This window comes from Brachybacterium tyrofermentans, from assembly GCF_039526165.1.
Classification (GTDB): Bacteria; Actinomycetota; Actinomycetes; order Actinomycetales; family Dermabacteraceae; genus Brachybacterium; species Brachybacterium tyrofermentans.
Genome location: NZ_BAAAIR010000004.1, coordinates 14,528 through 37,620 on the forward strand (window position 1 = coordinate 14,528; position 23,093 = coordinate 37,620).

The 23,093-nt window shown below is 69.4% G+C and carries 16 protein-coding genes; 4 read left to right on the forward strand and 12 right to left on the reverse strand.

Annotated features, from left to right (window positions below; translation table 11 throughout):
* The 5 genes from ABD093_RS00775 to ABD093_RS00795 all read right to left on the reverse strand — a co-directional run bounded on the left by ABD093_RS00775 (window position 1) and on the right by ABD093_RS00795 (window position 6,426).
* Window positions 1–1,494 carry an AAA family ATPase gene (locus ABD093_RS00775; protein WP_343921937.1) on the reverse strand — a complete coding sequence of 498 codons (1,494 nt, stop codon included), beginning with the start codon at window positions 1,492–1,494 and terminating at the stop codon, window positions 1–3.
* A gap of 370 nt (window positions 1,495–1,864) precedes the next feature.
* Window positions 1,865–2,866, reverse strand: a complete 1,002-nt coding sequence (rfbB, locus tag ABD093_RS00780; RefSeq protein WP_193118842.1) for a dTDP-glucose 4,6-dehydratase — start codon at window positions 2,864–2,866, stop codon at window positions 1,865–1,867.
* A gap of 80 nt (window positions 2,867–2,946) precedes the next feature.
* Window positions 2,947–3,831 (reverse strand): glucose-1-phosphate thymidylyltransferase RfbA, encoded by an 885-nt coding sequence (rfbA, locus tag ABD093_RS00785; protein WP_343921938.1) that lies wholly within the window; start codon window positions 3,829–3,831, stop codon window positions 2,947–2,949.
* 150 nt (window positions 3,832–3,981) lie between these two features.
* Entirely contained in the window at window positions 3,982–4,827 is an 846-nt protein-coding gene (locus ABD093_RS00790; RefSeq protein ID WP_343921939.1) for a hypothetical protein, read from the reverse strand.
* Window positions 4,828–4,857: 30 nt separating this feature from the next.
* On the reverse strand, window positions 4,858–6,426 hold the full coding sequence (locus ABD093_RS00795; protein ID WP_343921940.1) for an alkaline phosphatase D family protein: 1,569 nt from the start codon (window positions 6,424–6,426) through the stop codon (window positions 4,858–4,860).
* Between the two features lie 252 nt (window positions 6,427–6,678).
* On the opposite strand from ABD093_RS00795, the gene ABD093_RS00800 reads away from it, so the two are divergent.
* Window positions 6,679–7,800 (forward strand): adenosine deaminase, encoded by a 1,122-nt coding sequence (locus ABD093_RS00800; RefSeq protein WP_343921941.1) that lies wholly within the window; start codon window positions 6,679–6,681, stop codon window positions 7,798–7,800.
* A 199-nt stretch (window positions 7,801–7,999) separates the two neighbouring features.
* On the opposite strand, the gene ABD093_RS00805 is transcribed toward ABD093_RS00800, so the two are convergent.
* A complete protein-coding gene (locus ABD093_RS00805; protein WP_343921942.1) occupies window positions 8,000–9,007 on the reverse strand; it encodes a LacI family DNA-binding transcriptional regulator in 1,008 nt (335 codons plus the stop codon).
* A gap of 160 nt (window positions 9,008–9,167) precedes the next feature.
* On the opposite strand from ABD093_RS00805, the gene ABD093_RS00810 reads away from it, so the two are divergent.
* Both ABD093_RS00810 and ABD093_RS00815 read left to right on the forward strand, forming a co-directional pair.
* Window positions 9,168–11,138 carry a glycoside hydrolase family 127 protein gene (locus ABD093_RS00810; protein WP_343921943.1) on the forward strand — a complete coding sequence of 657 codons (1,971 nt, stop codon included), beginning with the start codon at window positions 9,168–9,170 and terminating at the stop codon, window positions 11,136–11,138.
* Window positions 11,139–11,245: 107 nt separating this feature from the next.
* On the forward strand, window positions 11,246–13,426 hold the full coding sequence (locus ABD093_RS00815; RefSeq protein ID WP_343921944.1) for a potassium transporter Kup: 2,181 nt from the start codon (window positions 11,246–11,248) through the stop codon (window positions 13,424–13,426).
* A gap of 55 nt (window positions 13,427–13,481) precedes the next feature.
* Here ABD093_RS00815 and ABD093_RS00820 read toward each other — a convergent pair whose 3' ends face one another.
* The 6 genes from ABD093_RS00820 to ABD093_RS00845 all read right to left on the reverse strand — a co-directional run bounded on the left by ABD093_RS00820 (window position 13,482) and on the right by ABD093_RS00845 (window position 21,061).
* Entirely contained in the window at window positions 13,482–15,512 is a 2,031-nt protein-coding gene (locus ABD093_RS00820) for an acyltransferase family protein (RefSeq protein WP_343921945.1), read from the reverse strand.
* 280 nt (window positions 15,513–15,792) lie between these two features.
* The gene (locus tag ABD093_RS00825; RefSeq protein ID WP_343921946.1) at window positions 15,793–17,085 is read right to left on the reverse strand and encodes a glycosyltransferase family 4 protein; all 1,293 of its coding nucleotides are present in this window, start codon (window positions 17,083–17,085) and stop codon (window positions 15,793–15,795) included.
* Window positions 17,082–17,657: a PRC-barrel domain-containing protein gene (locus ABD093_RS00830; RefSeq protein WP_343921947.1), complete on the reverse strand. Its 576-nt coding sequence runs from the start codon at window positions 17,655–17,657 to the stop codon at window positions 17,082–17,084. Before ABD093_RS00830 ends, ABD093_RS00825 begins: the two co-directional genes overlap by 4 nt.
* Before the next feature lie 13 nt (window positions 17,658–17,670).
* The gene (locus ABD093_RS00835; RefSeq protein WP_343921948.1) at window positions 17,671–18,573 is read right to left on the reverse strand and encodes a TetR/AcrR family transcriptional regulator; all 903 of its coding nucleotides are present in this window, start codon (window positions 18,571–18,573) and stop codon (window positions 17,671–17,673) included.
* Window positions 18,570–19,697, reverse strand: coding sequence for an aspartate-semialdehyde dehydrogenase (locus ABD093_RS00840; protein ID WP_343921949.1), 1,128 nt, complete (start codon window positions 19,695–19,697; stop codon window positions 18,570–18,572). The genes ABD093_RS00835 and ABD093_RS00840 overlap by 4 nt, the downstream gene beginning before the upstream one ends.
* Window positions 19,694–21,061 (reverse strand): aspartate kinase, encoded by a 1,368-nt coding sequence (locus tag ABD093_RS00845; RefSeq protein ID WP_343921950.1) that lies wholly within the window; start codon window positions 21,059–21,061, stop codon window positions 19,694–19,696. The genes ABD093_RS00840 and ABD093_RS00845 overlap by 4 nt, the downstream gene beginning before the upstream one ends.
* A gap of 801 nt (window positions 21,062–21,862) precedes the next feature.
* On the opposite strand from ABD093_RS00845, the gene ABD093_RS00850 reads away from it, so the two are divergent.
* Window positions 21,863–22,885 carry a hypothetical protein gene (locus ABD093_RS00850; protein ID WP_343921951.1) on the forward strand — a complete coding sequence of 341 codons (1,023 nt, stop codon included), beginning with the start codon at window positions 21,863–21,865 and terminating at the stop codon, window positions 22,883–22,885.
* Window positions 22,886–23,093 lie beyond the last annotated feature (208 nt).

The following is a 23,093-nucleotide window of genomic DNA, read 5'->3' on the forward strand; positions in this document are numbered from 1 at the left end:
CTATTCCTGACCAGCCATGCGGGCATGCCGAATGTTGGCCTTCAGAATCGCGGCAACATCATCATCCTCGCTCGACATGAACCCGTCAGGCCATTCAGATAGGTCGCCATACTTACTTAACGCTAGATCGCGAGTCTCCGAGCCGGATCCAAAATTCTCGACAAAAGTTATCCGAACTTGCTCGGGATGCAACTCCCTTTCCGCCACGCGCCGTCGAAGCCGGGTGATAAATGTTTCACTATGCGTCTCCACGACGACAGAAAGATCTGGGCGTGCACGCGTCATAAAGTCTGCCAAACGCGCCTGCACAGCCGGATGCAGGTGCAGTTCGGGTTGCTCAACCAAAAATGTTGCATCTCTCGGACACGCAAGAATGGCCACGATAATCGGAAGAGCCTGACTAACACCGACCCCCACACTGGTAAGGTCTCTCATCCCCCCGGCAACCCTGAGCTCAAAACCGACGCCGAGCTTCCCCCGGTCCTTCACCTCAACACTTTCACCAATTCTCAGATACGAAATCCACTCATCGACCGCGTCCTGAAGTGGTCCAAATTTCTCCTCGCCGTCCACCCCGCAATACTTGATGCGCTGATTAGCCATCCTCGCGAGCACGGCGGCCGCATATTCACCCCTGGCACCCACCGGAAGGCCGTGCGCTTGCTCATTCCACTGGTTCCAGACAACGCGAGGCTCGTCCCGCAATGGACCCAGATAGTTGACCGTTCCCAGGAACTCTTCAAGGGCAGCCGAATACTCTGCCAAGGCCAGGATGCTGCTCTTTAAATTATTCAGAAGCGCTTGCTCTAACGTGCCCGCATCCCACCAAGGCATCATTAGGGTTTTCCGCATACGACCCTGGCGGAGCCGCAGCATTTTATATGGGCGCCGACTTCGAATCTCAGAAAGCCGCCCAATAATCTTCGCTTGACTATCAGCGTCAACTGAGACGAGATGAGATAGGGCATTGAAGCTCACGCCAAAGCCATCGACCTCGAGAAGCTCTTGAGTTTCATTGAACCCCTCGCTACCCACTAGTTCCCTGAGTAGGCGCCTTACTTCGCGCTGCGCCGAATAGTTTGACATGTTGATACTTGCGTCTTCTTGTGCGCTAATATCGATTTTCTTAGCTCGAGCTTTAACGAGAGCTGTGAGTTCTCGACGATACTCACTCTCAATATCGTCCGATTTGCGTATCTGATACACCGAAACAGGTTGCAGGCCGGAGAAAAGAACATAGGTGCGAAGCGCACGCTGTGAGCTGCCGAGGGTAGATTTTACATGCAACGCGTCGACGCGCAATCGGTCTTCCTTCGCGAAGATAAGTTCCAGATCTGACTTCCGCCGGCTTTCCTTTGATAGAACTAGAGGGTAGTCCGGCTGACTCGAATCGTATATTCGCACACTATGGAACCCCATCTGCTCCGTCTGCTGATTCGCCTTCAGCTCCACCTCAACCTTAAGGTACCCATCTTCCTCAAAGTCATCACCCATAACTTCTTCCCATCCGACTGGGATCTCCCGAGGGATCTGAAGTCGAATGCGGGTAGAGCGTGCCCCTGATCGAACTAAGTCCACGGCTTCGCCTAGCCTAGTTAGCGGCCCATTGAGGATAAGGGGGCCTTCTGCTTGAGCGCTCTGCGCAGCAAGCAAAACTGACTGAATTAGCGATGACTTACCACTGCTGTTCGCACCAGTCAGTGCAGTGAGAGTCCCAGGAGCGAGTTCCAGCGTTCCCTGATGCAATCCCTTGAAATTGTCAACGCTCCAAAGCATCCGTCAACTACCCTGCTCTCATCAGTGCCATTTTAATAGTTCGAGGTAAGTTACCAGTAAATGTACCTCATCACCCTCGCCGGCACGGTCATTGCCCCACCTTCGCGTACTTCGCCTCGGTGGCCGCCTTCTGCGGGCGCCACCACGCCTCGTTCTCCCGGTACCAGGCAACCGTCGCCGCCAGACCCGCCTCGAAGTCGCGGAACGAGGGCTGCCAGCCCAGCTCGGTGCGCAGCCGCGTCGAATCGATCGCATAGCGCAGGTCGTGGCCGGGACGATCGGTGACGTGCTCGTAGTCCGTGCTCTCACGCCCCATCAGGTCCAGGATCAACTCCACGACCTCCTTGTTGCTCTTCTCCCCGTCGGCCCCGATCAGGTACGTCTCCCCGATCGTGCCGCGATCCAGGATCGTGAGCACCGCGCTGGAGTGGTCATCGGCGTGGATCCAGTCGCGCACGTTCTGCCCCGCCCCGTACAGCCGGGGCCGGATCCCGTCGATCAGGTTCGTGATCTGACGCGGGATGAACTTCTCCACGTGCTGGCGCGGCCCGTAGTTGTTCGAGCAGTTCGACAGCGTCGCCTGCACCCCGAAGGACCGCACCCACGCCCGCACCAGCAGATCGCTGCCGGCCTTCGTCGCCGAGTACGGGCTCGACGGGTTGTACGGCGTAGCCTCGGTGAACCGCTCCGGATCATCGAGCGCCAGGTCCCCGTAGACCTCGTCGGTCGAGATGTGATGGAAACGGGTTCCATGCCTGCGCGCCGCCTCGAGCAGCGTGAACGTGCCGATCAGATTCGTGGTCAGGAACGGGCTGGGGTCATCGAGCGAGTTGTCGTTATGGGACTCCGCCGCGTAATGCACCACCGCATCGGCCTCCGCGACCAGCGGCTCCACCGTCGCGGCGTCGGCGATGTCCCCGACCACCAGGCGCACCCGGTCGCTCGGCACCCCGGCCAGCGAGTCCCGGCTGCCGGCATAGGTGAGCTTGTCCAGCACCGTGACCGTGTCCTCGGTGTGCGCCATGACGTAATGGACGAAATCGGAGCCGATGAAGCCGGCCCCTCCGGTGACGAGCAGATGACGCGACATCGAGAGTTCCTCCGCGGTGGGTGGTTCGGCCGACGAGCCCGGCGGGGTGGCGTCGGCCGAAGGGTGGATGGGCCGGATGGTCAGACGGGCCGATCTGCCCGTTCACGGCTCAGGACGTCCAGCAGGTAGCGGCCGTAGCCGGACTTCACGAGCGGTTCGGCGCGCTCACGCAGCTCCTCGTCGTTGAGGTAGCCCATCCGCCAGGCGACCTCCTCGGGCGCGCCGATGGACAGGCCCTGGCGCTGCTGGACGGTGCGGATGAAGTCTCCGGCGGCGGCGAGGTCGTCGAAGGTGCCGGTGTCCAGCCAGGCGGTGCCGCGGGTGAGCACCTCGACCTGCAGCATGCTGTCGTCGAGGTAGGAGCGGTTCAGATCGGTGATCTCGAGCTCGCCGCGCGCCGAGGGCTGCAGCATCTTCGCCCGCTCCACGACGGTGGCGTCGTAGAAGTACAGGCCGGGCACCGCATAGTTCGAGCGGGGACGGATCGGCTTCTCCTCGAGGGAGATCGCGTTGCCGGCATCATCCATCTCGACCACTCCGTAGGCGCTGGGGTCGTTGACCCAGTAGCCGAACACGGCCGCGCCCTCGAGATCATGGAAGCGGCGCAGCTGCTCGCCCATGCCCTGGCCGTAGAAGAGGTTGTCGCCGAGCACGAGGGCGGCCGGTTCACCGGCCAGGAACTCCTCGCCCAGCACGAAGGCACGGGCCAGGCCGTCGGGCTCGGGCTGGACGACATAGCTCAGCGACACCCCGAAGCGGCTGCCATCGCCGAGGACCCGCTGGAACGCGGGCTGGTCGTCGGCGATGGTGATGATCAGGATGTCGCGGATGCCCGCGAGCATGAGGGTGCTCAGCGGGTAGTAGATCATCGGCTTGTCGTAGACAGGCATGAGCTGTTTGGAGACGCCGATGGTCAAGGGGTGCAGTCGCGAGCCTGTACCGCCCGCCAGGATGATGCCTCGCATACTATGGAGTATGTCATGCTTTGTCCGTTTTGCACCCTTTTCTTCACGCGGGGATCTCGAGGTGCTTCGAGGGAGGCGACGGGCAGCGCCCGATCCCGCGATCCGGGGATGCTGCTGCTCCCGCTGCTCCTGACATTCCCGCTGCTCCCGCTACTCCCGCGCGAACACCCCCACGGCGTCCCAAGCAGCCCAGCCGCCCTCGGCCAGCTCGAACTCGAGCACGTTCACCCCGGCCTGCAGCAGCGCGGCGGGCAGGGCCGGCTCGTGGAAGGAGCGCCGCAGCGTCGAGCCCGGCACGGTCGCGTCCCCCTCGCGGGAGCCACGGGTGCTGCCCACGGGCAGCTCGATATCGGTGACGTGCTCGTGGTTGGCGCTGACCCGCAGGATCCCGCCCAGGCGGGTGGTGTCCACGAGCCACACGGCGAGGTCGTACTCCGCCTGGGGCGCCTCCTCGAGCGTGAACGTCCAGCGGGCGCGGTAGGCCGTCTTCCCCGCCCAGGCGTCGCCCGGGCCCGGCAGCAGGTACGGCCAGGCGGTGCCGGGCTCGTCGGCCCCCTGCTCGTACTCGATGACCGCGTCGGGGAACTCCTCGGGGATCTGCGAGTACGAGGTCGGCGCCAGGTGATGCTCGAGCGTGCGGCCGTCGAAGGCGCCGATCGTCGCGATCTCCCGCCCGGTCGCGGTGACCGAGGGCTGGGAGCTCGCGGTCACCGGCGCGCTGGGACGGCCGCGCCGGCCCGCGTCGGAGACCGCGAGCACGGTGTAGGTCCAGGTCTCCCCGGCCGGGTCGAGGTTCGTGTGCGCGACGTTCGGGTAAACGGTCTTGGCGATCAGGTCGCTCTCCTGCGGCTCCTCCGGGGCGCTCTCGCCGCGGACCGCGTAGATCCGGAAGTGGTCGATCAGGGGGTCGAATCCCTGGGGCTCCCAGGACAGGATCGTCCTGGCCAGGGCGGGTTCGGCGTGCAGGTCGGTGACGGTGTCGGGGCGCGGGCTCATGGCTGCTCTTCTCTGGCCGGTGGGGCCGGGTCAGGCCTGGATCAGGCGGGGGTCGCCGGCGGGCGTGGTGAAGCGCGCCGAGAGCTGCTTCGGGGCGGTGTCGTCGGCCTCGATCCACTCCACGATGTAGAAGCTGGAGACCAGCTCCTGGGGCGTGAAGCGCAGGTGGATGTAGCCGCGTCGGCCGTCGTAGTGCTTGACGTACTCGTGCTGCGTCCAGTCGTCGGTGTAGTTGTCGGTCTTCGCGCCGTCGCCGTCGGAGCCCACCGAGGTGCAGATCAGCTCCACCCCGATGGTGCCGCTGCCCGGATCCGTGAAGTCGGCCAGCAGCTCCGCGGCGACGTGCTTGTGGATGTCACCGGTGAGCACCACGGGGTTGCTGCTGGCGACCATCGCGTCCAGCAGACGCTGCCGGGCCGCCGGATAGCCGTCCCACATATCGGTGCGGTCCTCGGTGATCGCGGCGACCACCACGCCGTTGGCCATCACGTTCCACAGCGCCGGGGACTGCTCGAGGCGCTCGGTCACCCAGGCCTCCTGCTCCGCGCCGAGCATGGTGCGGTCCGGATCCTGCTGGTCCTCGGCGTCCATCGGCGCCGGGTCCCGGAACTGGCGGGTGTCCAGCAGCGAGAACCGCGCCAGGGAGCCCACGTCGAATCCGGTGGTGATGTCGGAATCCGGACCCTCCGGCAGCGCCTCGATGTCCAGCGGCATGTTCTCGTAGAAGGCGCGGTACGCGACGGCGATGCGATAGGCGAACTGATCCTCCGGGATGCCGGTGCTGGAGCCGCCGCCCACATAGTCGTTCTGCACCTCGTGGTCGTCCCACACGGCGACCGCCGGGACCCGGGCGTGGACCGCCTGCAGGTGCGGATCCAGCTTGAACAGGGCGTAGCGCAGCCGGTACTGCTCGAGGGTCTCCGTCTCGACCTGATGCGCGGGGCCCACCTCGGCGCCCTGGCGCCAGAGGTTCGCCTCCGTGATGCCGTACTCGTAGATGTAGTCACCCACGAACACCACCAGGTCCAGCTCCTCCTCAGCGGCCAGATGCTTGTGCGCGGTGAAATGGCCGTGGTACCAGGCCTGGCAGGAGACCACGCCGACGCTGAAGGACTCCACCTCCGCGCCCTGCGCGGGCAGGGTCCGGAAGCGGCCGACGGGGCTGTTCGTGCGCCCCACCGAGAACCGGTAGTAGTAGTCGGTCGCGGGATCGAGACCCTCGACCTTGGGGTGGATGGCGTGCGCGAGCTCGGGCTGGGCGAGCGCCTGCCCGCGGGCCGCGATCTGCCGGAACTCAGGATCCTTCGCGACGTGCCAGCGCACGGTGACGTCCCGCAGCTCCATCCCGCCGTGGCCGTCCTCGGCGAGCGGTTCCGGGGCCAGCCGGGCCCACAGCACCGCGCCGTCGGGCCGGGGTGCACCGCTGGCCACGCCGAGGGAGAACAGTCCCTCGGGCTGCGGTCCCTCCTCGGCGCTCGCGTTCGGGGCCGTGATGCCCAGGGCGATCACGGCGGCGGAGGCACCGCTGGCCTGGAGCAGCCGACGGCGGCTGACGGGGGCGGGTGCGGTGGCAGTGGCGGGCGCGGCGGATGCCGGCATGGGGTCTCCTGGGCGTGGGGGTGTGGGAGAAGGGATTCGGGGAGGTGGCTCGAGCTCTCCGTGTCGAGCGTGTCCACGTCCGATCCGACCACAGGGGGGTTTCGCGCGCATGACGAACGAGGAAAGTCCCGTGAATGGTTTCGGGAAGCTCGGTGGCCCCGCGCCTCGACCGCCCGCGGTCCGACTCCCGGACTCGACGACACCGGCCCGAGCAGGCGATTCACGCCCAGTTCTGCGGCGTATCCTGCATGGATGCGCCTCTCCCCCGCTCTTGTGCGATCCCTGCCCAAGGTCGTGCTGCACGACCATCTCGACGGCGGACTGCGCCCGGCGACCGTGCTCGAGCTGTGCGCCGAGCTGGGCATCGCCCCGCCGCCGATCGCTCCTGCCCGCGAGGCGGACGGCAGCGTCGACGTGCCGGGCGGCGCCGAGGTCCCCACCGCGCAGGATGTGGCCGACTGGTTCCACGACGCCGCCGACTCCGGATCCCTGCCCGTCTACCTCTCCACCTTCGACCGCACCGTCGCGCTGATGCAGACGGCCCCTGCCCTGCGACGCATCGCCCGCGAGTTCGTGGAGGACATGGCCGCCGACGGCGTCGTCTACGCCGAGACCCGCTGGGCACCGCATCAGCACACCGCCGGCGGGCTCGCCCTCGACGAGGCCGTGCAGGCGGTGCAGGACGGGCTGGACGAGGGCGTCGCCGCAGCGGCGAGTGCCGGTTCACGGATCGTGGCCGGTCAGCTGCTGTGCTATCTGCGTCACCTCGAGCCCACCGATGACCTGGTCGAGATCGCCATGGATCGGCGGTCCAGCGGCGTGGTGGGCATCGACCTGGCCGGCCCCGAGGAGGGGTTCCCCGCCTCCCGGTTCCGTGCCCAGTTCGACCTCGCCCACGCTCACGGCATCCACGTGACGATCCACGCCGGAGAGGCCGATGGCCCCTCCTCCATCGCGGACGCCCTGGACTGCGGCGCGCAGCGGATCGGCCACGGTGTGCGCCTGATCGAGGACATCCGTGACCAGGAGCTCGGCCCCGTCGCGACGCGCGTGCACCGCGAGCAGATCTGCCTCGAGGTGTGCCCCAGCTCGAACCTGCAGACCAGCGACACCACGGACGTCGCCCGTCACGCCGTCGGGCCGCTGCACGACCTCGGCTTCGCCCTCGCGCTGAGCAGCGACAACCGCCTCATGAGCCGCACCTCCACCTCCCGGGAGGTGACGCTCGTGACCGATACCTTCGACTGGACCCTCGAGGACCTCGAGCAGGTCGCGCTCACCGGGCTCGAGGCCGGCTTCGCCCCCGAGCCGCACCGTCGGGCGCTGCGCGACGCGGTCGTGCTGCCCGCCTACCGCGCCGCCCGCGAGGCCTGACCCGCGCCGGCCCGGGCTCGCAGCGACGTGGGCACCACGTGCCGGGCACCCGGCACCCGGCACCCGGCACCGAGCACCGAGCACCGAGCACCGAGTTATGTGGCGCCACGACCGATGTTGCCCCGCGCATCGGTCGTCCGGGGCGCAAAACTGGGCGATCAGAGGGAGGCTTGCCAGGGACCCGTCCAGAAACCCGAGGTCAGAGGCTGGAGGCGCGGACCTCGAGGCGGGGCGTGAGCACCTGCTGGTGCGGCACGTCGGGCTTCCCCTCGACCAGGTCGAGCAGGGTGCGACCGGCGAGGCGGCCCAGCTCGGTGAGCCCCATGTCCACGGTGGTCAGCGGCGGGCGCGAGGCGAGCGCCATGACCTCCCAGTTGTCGAAGCCGGTGACCCGCACCTGCCCGGGGACGTCGACCCCCTTCTCCCGCAACCGATCCGTCGCCCCGCGCGCGATCTGATCGGAGCCGCAGACGAGTCCGTCGAGATCCGGGTGGGAGGCCAGCAGCATGTCGACGGCGGCGCGGCCCCACTCCTCGGACCAGTGCCCGAAGAGGGTGGGTGCGACCAGGGCGTCCCCCAGCGTCTCGTGCACGGCGAGCGCCCGGGCGTCGGCCGAATGGTGCCGCTGCGGTCCGGTGACGTGCGCGATGCGCCGCGAACCCATGGCCACAAGGTGCTCGGCGGCCATCGTCGCCCCGGCGCCCTCGTCGGCCACCACCGCGTAGTCGTCGGGGTCCTCCGAGGGGGAGAAGGCGTAGACGGTCGGGATCGGCAGGCCGATGGAGGGCCGCGGATCGGTGGTGCGTCCGGTGATGATCAGACCGTCCACGCGCCTCTCCTGCAGGGACTGGAGATAGTGCTGCTCGCGCAGCACGTCGTCGCGGGTGTCGCACAGGATGATCGCCATCTTCCCCGCGGCGAGCGCGTCCTCGACCCCCATCAGCAGCGGGATCGTGAAGCGGCCGAAGCTGTCCGTGGTCAGCAGACCGACGGTGTACGTGCGCGTGTCGGCGCCCCCGCGGCCGGAGGCCCCGACCACGAAGCCGAGCTGCGCCGCGGCGTCCTTGACCCGTGCCCGGGTGTCCTCGCGCAGCTGGCCGGTGTCGTTGAGCGCTTTGGACGCCGTGCTCATCGAGACCCCGGCGAGCTCGGCGACGTCGGCGATGCGCGGGGCGGGCATCGACGGTCGCATCGGCGTGGTCTTCACGGGGCCTCCTGGAGTCCTGCGTGGCGTGCGGTGGCGAGCATGGCGTGCGGTGACGTGCGTTCCGGGACGGGGGTTGTCCCGCTGGAGGGAGCATGCCATTATCGACACAGAAACTCGGTTTCCGCACTTTCCGCAACGAAGCTCACCTGCGAGGTCCTTGATGACGACGTCCCCGAACACGCTCGCCGCGCCGGCGGTCCCCACTGCTCAGGCCGCCGTCACGCTGCGTCCCCTGCAGCCCGGCGCCGCCCGGATCACCGGCGGCTTCTGGCATACCCGTCAGCAGCGCAACCGCACCGCCGGCCTGCGCTCCGGCTACGAGCAGCTCGAGGCCTCGGGCACGTTCCGCAATTTCCGCATCGTCGGCGGCACGGAGCAGGGTGAGGCCTCGGGGATGATCTTCCAGGACTCCGACGTCTACAAGTGGCTCGAGGCGGTCGCCTTCGAACTGGGCCGCGAGGACGATTCCGAGCTGCGCGGCATGGCCCGGGAGGTCACCTCGATGATCGCCGGCGCGCAGCAGGAGGACGGCTACCTCAACTCCGTCCACACCCTGCGCCACTCCCCCGACGAGCACTACTCGCACATGGCCTGGAACCACGAGCTGTACTGCTACGGCCACCTGATCCAGGCCGCCGTCGCCCTCTCCCGGAGCGCCGGTGAGCAGGAGCTGCTCGAGGTCGCGCTGCGGATCGTGGAGCACCTGCGCACCGTGTTCGGCCCCGAGCTGCGCCACTCCACGGGCGGCCACCCCGTGATCGAGATGGCGCTGGTGGAGCTGTTCCGCCTCACCGGCCGCGAGGAGATCAAGGACCTCGCCCGCTTCTTCCTGGACATGCGCGGCGGCGAGGAGCGCTTCGACGGCGTGAACCCCGGGCCGGGCTACTTCTCCGCCGCGGTCCCGGTGCGCGAGGCCCGCACCGTGGAGGGCCACGCCGTGCGCGCGCTCTACCTCTTCGCGGGCGCCACCGACCAGGCCGTCGAGGACGACGACGCCGCCCTGCTCGCCACCACGGAATCCGTCTTCGCCGACCTGCTGGCCTCCAAGACGTACGTCACCGGCGGGATGGGCGCCCGCTGGGACTGGGAGGCCTTCGGGGACCCCTTCGAGATGACCACCGACCGCGGCTATGCGGAGACCTGCGCGGCGATCGGTGCGATCCAGTGGGCCTGGCGCCTGCTCCTGGCCACCGGGAAGAGCCACTACGCCGACGTCATCGAGCGCCTGCTGTTCAACGCCTTCCTCCCCGGCGTCTCCCTCGCCGGCACCGAGTACTTCTACGTCAACTCCCTGCAGCTGCGCGAGGGCGCCACGGCCGACGAGGGCCGCTCGATCGCCCACGGCCGACGCGGCTGGTTCGACTGCGCCTGCTGCCCGCCCAACATCATGCGCACCTTCGCGAGCCTCGACCATCTCGCCGCCACCGCGACCGCCGACGGCCTGCAGCTCCACCAGTACGCCTCCGGCACCTGGAGCGCCGGAGAGGGGACGGACGCCCTGAGCATCCGCGTCACCACCGACTATCCCGTCGACGGCCGCGTCCACGTCGAGGTGCTCCAGGCCCCGGCCACGGAACGCACGGTGTCGCTGCGCATCCCGGCCTGGTCGCGCGGTACCGCAGAGGTCACCTTCCGCGGGATGGCGGCCGCGGCGCCCGAGCAGCCGATCACGGTGCCGGCCGATGGCTCCCCCGCCGCGGTCCGCGCGGTCCTCACCGCCGGCGACGTGATCGAGCTGGAGCTGGACCTCTCCCCGCGCTTCGTCGGCGCCCATCACCGCCTCGATGCCTCCCGCGGCGCCGTCGCCCTCGAGCGCGGCCCGCTGGTCTACGCGCTCGAGAACGAGGACCAGGACGGCGCGGCGAGCGTCGACGACGCCGCCGTGGATCCGCACCAGGCCCCGTCGGCCGGTGATCCGCTCCCCGCGCTGGACGGCGCCGTGCCGCTCGCCGTCCGCGGCAGCGCTGTCGCCGTCTCCGCCGCGGCCGCCGCCTGGCCCTACCCGGTCCACGGCAGCGCCGATGCGGAGGTCACCCGCACGCCCACCACCTGGACCGCGATCCCGTACTACGCCTGGGGCAACCGCAGCGTGGGCCCGATGCGCGTGTGGCTCCCCCGCGAGGCCGACTGATAATCTCGCGGCGCGCAGGCCTGCGCCGCCCCTGGTGAGGCGCAGGGAACAGAACTGCTGCGGTCCGGTCGGGTGCAAACGGCCCGGGCAGTGGCAGGATCAGCGTCGTGCCCGAGAACTCCTCGCGCTCGCCCCGCTCCGACGAGCCATCTGACCCTGATCACGAGCAATTCCCCCAGACCGACGACCACGAGTCACCGGTCCCTCCGTCGACCGACACCGACCCGGAGCACCCGCACCGCGCGCAGCGCGCGTCGGCCGCACGTCACGCCCCGGGACCGCACCCCGCGCACGCGCCCCATCCGCACCAGCACCCCCATCACCACCTCGACCAGCGCGGCATGCCCCGCACCCGGGAACCGCTGGCGATCCTGATGACCGGTGCGCTCGGCGTCGTGTTCGGAGACATCGGCACCAGCCCGCTGTATGCGCTGCAGACGGTCTTCAGCACCCACCACAACGCCGTCGCCCCCTCCGAGTCCGACGTGCTGGGCGTGATCTCCATGGTCACCTGGTGCCTGCTGATCATCGTCAGCGTCACCTACATCGGGCTGATCCTGCGCGCCGACAACCAGGGTGAGGGCGGCATCCTCGCCCTCACCGCGCTCGTGCTGCGCAAGCTCGGCACCGGCGGCTCGCTCATCGGCTCCCGGGAAGCGGCGGTCGCGCTCGTGCTCGGCGTGGTCGGGGCCGCCCTGTTCTTCGGGGACTCGCTGATCACCCCTGCGATCTCCGTGCTCTCCGCCTTCGAGGGCATCGAGGTGGCCAGCTCGGTCCCGAACACGGTGATCCTGCCCGGCGCGCTGATCGTGCTCACGGCGCTGTTCGCGGTGCAGCGCTGGGGCACCGCTCGCATCGGCCGCTCCTTCGGGATCGTGATGGTCATCTGGTTCCTGACGCTCGCGGCGATGGGTCTGCCGCATGTGCTCGCGAGCCCGTCGATCCTGCGGGCGCTGTCCCCGCACTACGCCATCGCGTTCATGATCGACCGGCCCGTGGTCGCGTTCATCGCGATGGGCGCCGTGGTGCTGACGATCACCGGCGCCGAGGCGCTGTACGCGGACATGGGGCACTTCGGCCGACGGCCCATCGCGCTGGCCTGGATCTGCCTCGTGCTGCCCGCCCTGCTGCTGAACTACTTCGGCCAGGGCGCGCTGATCCTCGCCGACCCCGCCGCCGTCGCGAACCCCTTCTTCTCCCTCGTGCCCGACGCCCTGCGCATCCCCCTGGTGGTGCTCGCCGCGATGGCCACCGTGATCGCCTCCCAGGCCGTGATCTCCGGGGCGTTCTCCGTGTCCCGCCAGGCCACGCGCCTGTCCCTGCTGCCGCGGCTGAAGGTCACGCAGACCTCGGCCGAGCACGGCGGGCAGATCTACGTCGCCTCGATCAACGCGCTGCTGTTCGTGGGCGTGGTGGTGCTGGTGGTCGTCTTCCGACGCTCCGAGGCGCTCGCCGCGGCCTACGGCCTCGCGGTGACCGGGACGATCATCCTGGTGCTCGCCCTGTTCCTGCTCTACGCCCGACGGATCCGGAAGTGGCCCCTGTGGCGCGTGATCACCATGGCCGTGGTCGTGGGCGGTCTGGAGCTCGTGCTGCTCGCCGCCAACGTCGTGAAGATCCCCGACGGCGGCTGGCTGCCGCTGGTGGTCGCCGCCGTGCTCACCACGATCATGCTGGTGTGGAAGCGGGGCTCACGGATCCTGTTCGGGAGGCGACGCGAGATGGAGGGACCGATCGAGGACTTCGTGGTCGGGCCTGCCCGGGCGGTGCCGCGGGTCCACGGGCTCGCCGTGTACCCCCACGGGGATCCGACGACGGTGCCGCTGGCCCTGCGCACCGGCGTGGAGATGAACCATGTGCTCCACGAGCACGTGGTGATCGTGACCATGAAGCACCTCTGGGTGCCGCGTGTGCACCACGACGACTGGGTGCTGGTCGACGTGCTCGGCGACAGCTCCGACGGGATCGTGCGGGTCACCTACCAGGTGGGCTTCCACGACTCGCAGGATGTCCCCGCCGCGCTGCGCGCCGCCATCGAGCTGCGCGGCCACCTCCACGACCACTGCGCCCCGGACTGCACGAAGCACGTCCCGGAGCTGCTGCTGGACCCGGAGAACGCCGTGTACTTCCTGTCCGTGTTCCGCATCGAACCGGGCCAGGACCACTCCATGCCACGCTGGCAGAAGGCGATCTTCCGTCAGCTCGAACGGGCCTCGGCCAACCGCACGCACGTGCTGCACCTGCCGCCCACGCGCACCGTGGTGATGGGCGCGGAGACGGTGCTGTAGCGAGCCGGCCGCCTGTCGGCGACCCGGCCCGGCCGCCCGTCGGCGTCGGCCCGGCTCAGCCGATCGTCGGCTCGAGCTCCTTCCACAGCGGCTCGGCCATCTGGCGGCTGAAGTGCGCCGTGAGGTGGTGGCCGTCGCGGTACACCAGGGTGTTCCCGATGATCGCGGGGCAGTTCTCCTCGTTGCAGAAGTACCGCCCGAGATCCAGGAACGTCGCACCGCTGTCCGTGGCGGCGGCCTCGCTGGCCGTCACCAGAGGGGCGTCGAACGCCTCGCCGACCGGGATCGCGCACTCCTGGGCGTCCTCCAGATGCGCCGAGAGGCACACCGCGGAGGTGCTGCCCTGGTTGGGGACGTCGACGGCTGGCCCGTCGATCTTCCCGATCGTGGATTCCAGCCCGGCCTGCCATTTCGCCGGGAAGTCGTCATTGCCACCCACCAGCTCGGGCGGGGCGCCGGGGTAGTTCGTCAGCAGCACCAGATCGGGCTGCTCGGCGTTGATCCGGTCGATGACTCCGGCGCGCCACTCATCGCACTCGGTGTACTCGACGCCACTCTCCAGCTGCCGGAGGTCCGCCGAGGTGCACGAGCTCTTGGTGTTCGTGTCCAGCCGGATCTTTCCCTGCTCGGCGAGCTCCGCGAGGGCCGGGTACCAGCTGGCCGCGTGGGAGTCCCCGAACAGGAACACCAGCGGAGCGTCCTCGTCGTCCCCCACCCGGCAGCCGCTGGGGTCGGTGTCGGGCTCCTGGCGGTGGCAGCCGTCGGCGTAGATCGTGGGATTGTCGTCCTCTGCCTCCTCGAGGGAGGGCGTGAGGTTCTCGGGCACGAAATCGGTGCCCTCGGGGTTCGGGCGCGGTGCCTCCGCGGCCGCCGCGACATCGGTCGCCGCCTCCTCCTCCTGGGTCAGGAGATAGCTGCTGCCACCCGTGGCGATCAGTGCGGCGGACGCCGCGAGCGCCACGGCGCCGGTCCACAGCTGCGAACGCTGCCGCAGCGGAGCCCAGGCGATCACGGGGCGCTCCACGACGCGGAACAGCAGCCAGGCCAGCGGGAACGCCGCCGCGCCCAGCAGCAGCTTGACCCACAGCGGGAGCGGAGACTCCTCCCCGGCGACGACCTGCGGGATCACCTGCAGCGGCCAGTGCACGAGGTACAGCGAGTAGGAGATCGCGCCGACGAACTGCATCGGGCGCACGCCCAGCAGACGGTTCGCGTTCGCGCCGCCAGGTGCCGCGCCGCCCACGATCAGCAGCGCCGTCGCGATCACGGGCAGCGCCGCGGTGTATCCGGGGAACGGGGTCGCGGCGGTGTACAGCAGTCCCACCGCCACCAGCAGCGCCAGGCCCAGCCAGGACAGCAGCCCGGTGCGCACCGAACGCAGCCACGGCGCTCCGGAGCGCAGCAGGAACGCGACCAGGGCGCCGGCGCCCAGCTCCCACGCCCTGGTGGGCAGGGCGAAGAAGGTCCACGGCTGGGAGATGGCCATGCCCACCACGCACAGCACGAACGAGATCGCCGTGAGGACCGAGACGACGATCAGCAGCCGCCGCTCGCTGCGCCGGCACAGCCAGAAGCCGAGCGCGAGGATCGCGGGCCAGAACAGATAGAACTGCTCCTCGACGCCCAGGGACCAGTAGTGCTGGAAGACCGACGGGCTGGTCTCGGCCAGGTAGTTGGTGCCCTGCACCGCGAACAGCATGTTCGGCACGTACAGCGCGACGGACACCGCGCCCTTGGCCACCTCGTTCATCAGCAGCGGAGGGATCCAGATCCACGCCGCGACCACCGTCAGCAGCGCCACCAGCAAGGACGCGGGCAGGATGCGTCGGGCGCGCTTGGCGTAGAAGCTCCCGAAACGGATCCGCCCGTGGGACTCCAGCGACTCCAGCAGGTGGGTGCTGATGAGGAACCCGGAGATCACGAAGAAGACGTCGACGCCGACGAAACCACCGGTGATCAGGGGAACCCCGGCGTGATAGAGCACCACGAACAGCACGGCGATCGCCCGCAGTCCCTGGACGTCGGGGCGGAACCCGGATTTCTTCGCGGCGGGCGCTCCGGCCGCTGCTCTGGCGTCAGCGCTCACTGGTGTCCTTCCCGTGGTTGTCCTCGGGCCGTGGAGTATATTCCGCGCTCCGCGATGGCGGGGACGCGCAACGCGCGGTCGCGTCATGAGTCCCGCGACGGTGCATGCTCAGGCAGGTCGGTCCACAGTCGTCGGATCAGAAGCGTCAGAAGCGTCGATAGGCGTCGATGGCGTCAGACGACTCCGGGGTCTCCAAGAGCTCCAGGAGTCAGACGACCCGACGGGATCACGCGGCCCAATGGAGTCAGGCGGCCAGACAGAGTCAGACGGCCAGACGGAGTCAGGCGGTCCGACGGATCACGCGGGCGAGGATGTCCAGGTACCTCCGCGCGAGGACGTCGTCGTCGGCATGATCGGAGACCCAGGCCCGGCCGCTGGCCCGCACGCCGGCCTGCGAACGGTCTGCGGCGAGCTCCCGCCACAGGTCCGCGAGCGCGTCGACGTCCTGCGGGGGCAGCACGTGGCCGGCGCCGGCCGCCCGCACCACGTCGGCCGCCTCGCCGTCCAGCATCGCCGTGATGTGCCGCCCGGTCGCGAGCATCTCGTACAGCTTCGAGGGCACGGTCCACTGGAACGGCGCCCAGTCCCGCAGCGACACCACGACCGTGTCCGCCCAGTGGTACTGCGCGCCGACCTCGCGGTGCGGGATGCGCGGCAGCACCTCCACCGGGGCGTCGAGCTCCTCGGCCAGGGCCGCCAGGGTCGACGCCTCGACCCCGTGGCCCACGAGGCGTACCTGCAGGTTCACCCCTTCGCGATGCAGCTGCGCCGCGGCGCGCACCACGGTGTCCAGACCCTGCGAGCGCCCCATGTTGCCCAGGTACAGGCAGCGCAGCTCCGGATGATCACCGGGCAGGTGATCGTGACGCGGGGTGACCGCCGCCAGATCGGTGCCGTTGCGCACCACGTCGATCTCGGTGACGCCGCGCTCCTCGAGCACCTCGGCGAAGCGATCCGTGGTGGTCACGACGGCCTGCGCACCGCTCTGCCAGCTGGTCACCTGCTGGTGCACCATGCCCTTGGCCAGCGCGATCGCCCACCGCAGGCTGGTTCGGGCGGCGTTGGGCTGCGGGGCATGGGCGGCTTCCGCGAGCAGCGCACCAGCGGGGCCGACGTGCGTGACCAGATCCGGCCAGGCATCGCGCATCTCCACCACGAGCGGAACGTCCCACAGAGAGCTGAGCGCGCGCCCCACCATGAGCGTCGGGATCGCGGGGGCGGTCGCGATGACCACATCGGGCCGGGTCCCGGGGCGGGAGAACCGCCGACGCAGGCGCCACAGCGAATCCGCGGCGGCCACCAGATGATCGGCGGTGCGGGTGCCGATGTCCGCGAGGTGCGGGAGATAGGCGGTGCGCAGCACGGTCTCGCCATGGCGGCCCACCTCGACCCCGCCCACGCGATGGGTGCGCCGCTGGGTGCTGTTGGGCCGGCCGCTGGGATAGTGCGGCACCGGCGCCGCCACGGTCACCCGATGGCCGGCGGCGATGAAGCGCTCGATCAGGGCGGACCATCGACGCTGCGGCGCCCCGAACTCGGGCGCGTAGTAGTGCGTCAGCAGCAGGATCCTCATGCGGTCGCGGACTCCTCGAGCCCGAGCACCTGGTGCGCCTCGCGCAGCAGCTCGGGGGTGAGATGGGCGGTCTGCGGCGGGCGGATACCGGTGCGCGCGGTCTCGGCGGAGATCTGCAGACGGATCGACTGCGAGCTCTCGTCGGGCTCCGCAGCAGGCAGCTCGGCGATCGCCGCCGACGGGATCACCACGTGGCGGGAGCTGAGCTGACGACGCACCACAGAGACCGCCGCGAGCTCACCGGTCGGATCGTGCAGGTAGATATCGCGCACGCGACCCACCGTATCGCCCTCGCTGCCGAGCACCGCGAGTCCCGCGAGGGCGAGCAGCCGCGCCCGTCGTCCCGCCGGGCCGGCACCCTGCTCGTCGGACGCGCGAGCCCCGTCGGCCCGGTCGGTTCCGTCGGCCGGGCCAGCTTCGTCGGCTCCGTCGGCCCCATCGGACGGGCGAGCCCCATCGGCCCCATCGGACGGGCGAGCCCCGTCGGCCCGGTCCGCCCCGGCGATCCCGTCGGACCCGACGGACCCGACGGCATCGTTCGTGGACGCCGTGCCTCCGGATACCTCAGCCACGCTCGCGCCCGCCTCAGTCGACGATGCAGAGACGCACGAAGTTGTGTACGTCGCGGATGGGGTCGGCCGTGCGGTCCTGCTGCAGCGCACGCACCGAATGCTCACGCACCGTGAGGCTCAGCAGCAGGGAGAACAGGCTGCGGGCCATGAACGCCGGCTCGACGCCCTCGACCAGCAGACCCCGCTCGGCGTGCCCGGTGAAGACCTGCTCGAGCACGTGCTCGTGCACCAGACGCAGCCGCGAGATGCGGTAGCGGCCCGGATGATCCGGGTTCACGGTCTCCGCGGCCAGCGTGGCCAGCAGCGCCATCGAGTGCTGCGTGGGGTTCCACGGGCCGGCCAGCGCCGCGAGCAGCGCCTTCGGGGATCCCTGGAGCGACTCCACGGAGTCCAGCAGGCCCTGGGCATGGGCCTCCAGCCGGTCCGCGACCGCGCCCAGCAGCACCTCCTTCGAGGCGAAGTGGTGCAGCATCCCCGGATGCGAGATGCCCACGCGGCGCGAGATGTCGCGCAGGCTCGCCCCGTGATAGCCGCGCTCGGCGAAGAGCGCGGCGGCACCGTCGAGGATCGCCTCCCGTCGGGCCTGACCCGGGGTGGTCGACAACGGCGCGTCGGCGACTCCGGGATCCTGGAGGACCATCGCGAGATCAGGGGCGGCATCCCCGGTCGTGGCCGGCGGCGCCACCGCCGAGACCTCGGTCGGGGCGCCGACGATGGTCCGCAGATCGGTCCCGACCTCGAGCTCCGCGGTCGAGATCGAGTCCAGCGTGCGCAGTGCCTGCGCCAGGGGGTCCACGCTCATGTTCACCGAGTTCCCGTCGAACGATTCATCGCCGGCACGATCGGAGAAGACAGCGGACAACGGCGATGGCCCGGTCCCCGCACCAGGGGGGCCGCTCGTCGCGGCAAGCGTCATCGAGGTTGTCCCTTCGCGATCAGTTCGGCGATCTGGATGGCATTGAGGGCAGCGCCCTTGCGCAGATTATCCGCTACGACGAACAGTACGAGACCCTTTCCGCCCGGAACAGACTGATCCTGACGGATCCGGCCCACGAACGTGCCGTCCTGACCGGCGGCCTCCAGGGGGTTGGGCAGGTCGACGACGGAGACGCCCTCGGCGGCCTCGAGCAGCTCACGGGCACGATCGGCCGTGATCTCGCGATCGAACTCGGCATGGATCGCGAGCGCGTGACCGCTCATCACCGGCACGCGCACGCAGGTCCCCGCGACGGGCAGCTCGGGCAGGCCCAGGATCTTGCGCGACTCGTGGCGGAGCTTCTGCTCCTCGTCGGTCTCCCCGGAGCCGTCCTCGACCAGGTTCCCGGCCAGCGCGAGCACGTTGTAGGCGATCGGCTTCGCGTAGACGCCCGGCTCGCCGAGGTCGACGGAGGATCCGTCCAGCGCGAGCTTCTCCACATCGTCCGCCCCGGCCCGGATCTGCCCGGCGAGCTCCGCTACCCCGGCCACGCCGGACCCGGAGACGGCCTGGTAGGTGGCGACCTTCAGCCGCGCCAGACCGGCCTCGTCGTGCAGAGCCTTCAGGGTGGGCATCGCGGCCATCGTGGTGCAGTTCGGGTTCGCGATGATCCCGCGCGGCAGATCGGCGATGGCCTCGGGGTTCACCTCGGAGACCACCAGCGGCACCTCGCCGTCGCGGCGCCACGCCGAGGAGTTGTCCACGACGGTCGCGCCCGCCTCGGCGAACCGGGGGGCCAGCGCCGTCGAGGTCGAGCCGCCGGCGGAGAAGATCGCGATGTCGACCGTCCTGCCCTCGGACGTGATGTCCGCGGAGGTGGCGTCCTCGACGATCAGGTCCTGGCCCGCGTACTGCACGGTCGAGCCGGCGCTGCGGGCCGACGCGAACGCGCGCACCGCGCTGTGGGGCACGGCGCGATCCGCGAGCAGGGCCAGCAGCACCCTGCCCACCTGGCCGGTCGCACCGACGACGCCGATGGCCGGCCCGTCGGCCGCGTACCCGGGGGTGACGGTGACGTCGAACGCCTGGCTGTCCTGGGGGTTCTGGGGGTTCTGGGTGGTCATCGTCCGGTCCCTCCGTACACGACGGCTTCGGTCTGCTCGGCGTCCAGGCCGAACGCCGTATGGATCACGCGCACCGCGTCGTCGAGCCGCGACTGCTCGGTGACCACGGAGATGCGGATCTCCGAGGTCGAGATCATGTTGATGTTGATGCCGGCCTCGCCGAGGCTGCGGAACAGGGTCGCCGAGACGCCCGGGTGCGAGCGCATGCCGGCGCCGACGATGCTTACCTTGCCGATCTGGTCGTCGTAGCGCACCTCGGAGTAGCCGATCGCCTCGCGCGACGCCTCGATGGCCTTCAGCGCCGCCGGGACGTCCTGCTCGGGGAGGGTCAGGGAGATCGCGACGGTGTCGTCCACCGTCGAGGAGTTCTGCACGATCATGTCGATGTTCGCGCCGGAGCCGGCGACGACGTCGAACAGCAGCGCCGCGCGGCCGGGGACGTCCGGCACCTCGACGACGGTGATCTTGCCTTCGCTGCGGTCATGCGCGACGCCCGAGATGATGGGGGCTTCGAGGCCGGGATCGGAATGGTCGTCCATGGGGAGCTCCTTGGTCGGGTCGGCGGCGTCGCGACGGGCGACGTCCGCGGCACGGAGGGTGACATCGGGGTCGATGGGGATGATGCGCTCGGGGTCGTCGGAGACGATCGTCCCCAACCGGCCCGAGTACGAGGAGCGCACGTGCAGCGGCACCCCGTAGCGGCGGGCGTACTCCACGCTGCGCACCATGAGGATCTTGGCGCCGTTGGCGGCGAGGTCGAGCATCTCCTCGCAGGAGATGAAGGGGACACGGCGGGCGGCAGGCACGACCCGGGGGTCCGCGCTGAACACGCCGTCGACATCCGAGTAGATCTCGCAGACATCCGCCTCGAGCGCCGCGGCGAGCGCGACAGCCGTGGTGTCCGAACCGCCGCGGCCCAGCGTGGTGATGTCCTTCGTGGTCTGCGAGACGCCCTGGAAACCGGCGACGATCGCGACCGATCCCTCGTCCAGGGCCTCCTGGATGCGGCCGGGCGTGACGCGCAGGATGTGGGCCTTGCCGTGCACCTCGTCGGTGATCAGGCCGGCCTGCGAGCCGGTGTAGGCACGCGCATCGACGCCCGCATCGTTCAGCGCCATCGACAGCACCGCCATGGAGATGCGCTCGCCTGCTGTGACCAGCATGTCGAGCTCGCGGGCGGGCGGCTGGTCGCTCACCTGCTCGGCGAGGTCGATGAGCTCATCGGTGGTATCGCCCATGGCGGAGACGACGACGACCACTTTGTGGCCCGCCTTGGAGTACAGGGAGATCCTCTGGGCGACACGCTTGATCGAGTCGGCGTCGGCGACGGAGGATCCTCCGAACTTCTGGACGACCAGGCTCATGGGACGATTTCCTTCACGGTTGCGGGCATCGGACGTAAAGCATCAGACGTTCCTGCTCCGGGACCGCCCTCGAGCGGACCCGGCGGCACGGCAGAGCCGGCGGCCCAGCACGGGAGGCGGCACGGCGCAGGAGGCGAAGAGCACTCCCGGCATCGAGCACGCGGACGGCATCGGGCACACGGAACCGCCGACCAGTCTACGAGGGCGCCCGCCCAGACGCTCATGACCCCATCTGTCGAGACGCAGTCCCAGGTCACAGCGTTTTCGAGACGTGGCCCACCCAACACTCCCCCGCGCGCGCCGCAGCGATCCCCTCCACGCGAGGGGGCGAGGCTGCCCCCCGCGCGCCACCTCGCCACCTCGCCACCTCGCCACCTCGCCACCTCGCCACCTCGCCACCTCGCCACCTCGCCACCTCGCCACCTCGCCACCTCGCCACCNCCTAGATCCAGCAAAACTCGATATCTCGTTGCGGAATCCCGGCTCCGGGCGGCACGGTGTCCCTCACCTTCCGGAGTGCGGATCGGGTCGTGTCGGGTCGGGTCGGGCGTCGCGAGAAGTGAGAACCCCTCCTCCACAACTCAGTGTCATCCCCATGGGAACGTGGGATCGAGCGCACCGCATGCCCGGGCACTACCGTCGGCCGACATGCGAGCCACACCTCTCCCGCCTGGGGCCCTCCTCTCTCGCGCCGAGTGGCGGAGTCTCGGCGTCTCCACGGACCGCCTCGCGGGGCCTGCATTCACCACGGTCTTCCACGGATTCTCGACCCCGACGTCGGCACCGGCGAGCGTCAACACCATGTGTGACGTCCTACAGACCAGCGTGATCCCCGGCGCCATCATCAGCCACACCACGGCCGCCGCTCTGTTCGGCATCTCGATCCCCTGGTGGACCGACAACGAGATGGGCCTGCTGTCCAGCGCGTCCTATATTCTCGACGGACGACGCACCGTGCCGGGAACAGTGCCGATCCCACCAGGTTCCGCAGCGGATCACGCTGACGAGCTCCCCGCCGCATGGGTGTCACGAGCGGAGTCCGGCCTCACGCTCAACACAGCGGGGGCCCAGCCGGGTCCGCCTGCCGCCGCTCGCCACCTGACGACACCGCCGCTGCTCCATGCCCGGCTCGAGCATGGTCGCCAGAGATCTGCAGGACAGCATGTGGTCCTGCATCGCACGTCCCCGCGACCCGGTTTCACCTACTTGGGGCTCAAGATGTCCCACCCCTACGTCGTACTGCTAGAGCTCGCAAGCATCCTCCCCCACGATGAAGTCGTCATCGCCATCGACTCCCTGGTCCGTCGGGATCCCCCGGTACGCGGCGTGACGCTGGAGGCGATCCGGATCGCGGCAGACACCTACGGCTCACGCTGGGGTTCCTCTGCACTGAGGAAGGCCCTGCGGGATGCGCAACCGAACACGGATTCCCCGGGCGAGACGCGGACACGGCTGCTGCTGGGCCGCGCAGGATTTCCCCAGCCCGCCATCAACCACCCAGTGGTGGATCCCGACACCGGGCAGATGCGGTACCTCGACCTCGCATACCCGGAGCACAGGATCGGCGTGGAGTACGACGGCGACTATCACCGCCTCACCAAGAAGCAATGGCGCTCTGATCAGGCACGGAAGGATTCGCTCGCTTCCGTGGGGTGGGAACTGAGAACCCTCACAGGTGAGGACATCAAACATCCCAAGCGGGCGTTGGCCGCCCTGCACCGCACGTTCCTGCGAGCCGGTGCCCGCGCCCCGTCACCTGACAACTGGGCCGGTCGCCGCGGAGCTCTGCTCGGACGATCCCTCCGCCCGCCGGCGTCAGACTGAACCGCGACCACCTCAACCACCTCAACCACCTCGGACAGTGGCGCAGTGGGGCAGAGGCCCAGCAGCACAGTCGGCCCAGTCGGCCGAATCTGCCCATTCGGCCCAGTCCACTTCTCCAGGATCCTGGTTTTGCCGCCTGGACGACCGATGCGTGCGCCAGCATCGGTCTCCACCCCACAAAATTGGGCTGGACAGGGCGGCAGGCGAC

Excerpts from the sequence above, each read along its gene's own strand:
- ABD093_RS00800 (WP_343921941.1), top strand. The coding sequence starts at position 6,679 with ATGCGCCTCTCCCCCGCTCTTGTGCGATCCCTGCCCAAGGTCGTGCTG.
- ABD093_RS00850 (WP_343921951.1), top strand. The coding sequence starts at position 21,863 with ATGTGTGACGTCCTACAGACCAGCGTGATCCCCGGCGCCATCATCAGC.
- ABD093_RS00775 (WP_343921937.1), bottom strand. The coding sequence starts at position 1,494 with ATGGGTGATGACTTTGAGGAAGATGGGTACCTTAAGGTTGAGGTGGAG.
- ABD093_RS00845 (WP_343921950.1), bottom strand. The coding sequence starts at position 21,061 with ATGAGCCTGGTCGTCCAGAAGTTCGGAGGATCCTCCGTCGCCGACGCC.
- ABD093_RS00810 (WP_343921943.1), top strand. The coding sequence starts at position 9,168 with ATGACGACGTCCCCGAACACGCTCGCCGCGCCGGCGGTCCCCACTGCT.
- ABD093_RS00840 (WP_343921949.1), bottom strand. The coding sequence starts at position 19,697 with ATGACCACCCAGAACCCCCAGAACCCCCAGGACAGCCAGGCGTTCGAC.
- ABD093_RS00825 (WP_343921946.1), bottom strand. The coding sequence starts at position 17,085 with ATGAGGATCCTGCTGCTGACGCACTACTACGCGCCCGAGTTCGGGGCG.
- rfbB (WP_193118842.1), bottom strand. The coding sequence starts at position 2,866 with ATGTCGCGTCATCTGCTCGTCACCGGAGGGGCCGGCTTCATCGGCTCC.
- rfbA (WP_343921938.1), bottom strand. The coding sequence starts at position 3,831 with ATGCGAGGCATCATCCTGGCGGGCGGTACAGGCTCGCGACTGCACCCC.
- ABD093_RS00795 (WP_343921940.1), bottom strand. The coding sequence starts at position 6,426 with ATGCCGGCATCCGCCGCGCCCGCCACTGCCACCGCACCCGCCCCCGTC.
- ABD093_RS00790 (WP_343921939.1), bottom strand. The coding sequence starts at position 4,827 with ATGAGCCCGCGCCCCGACACCGTCACCGACCTGCACGCCGAACCCGCC.
- ABD093_RS00835 (WP_343921948.1), bottom strand. The coding sequence starts at position 18,573 with ATGACGCTTGCCGCGACGAGCGGCCCCCCTGGTGCGGGGACCGGGCCA.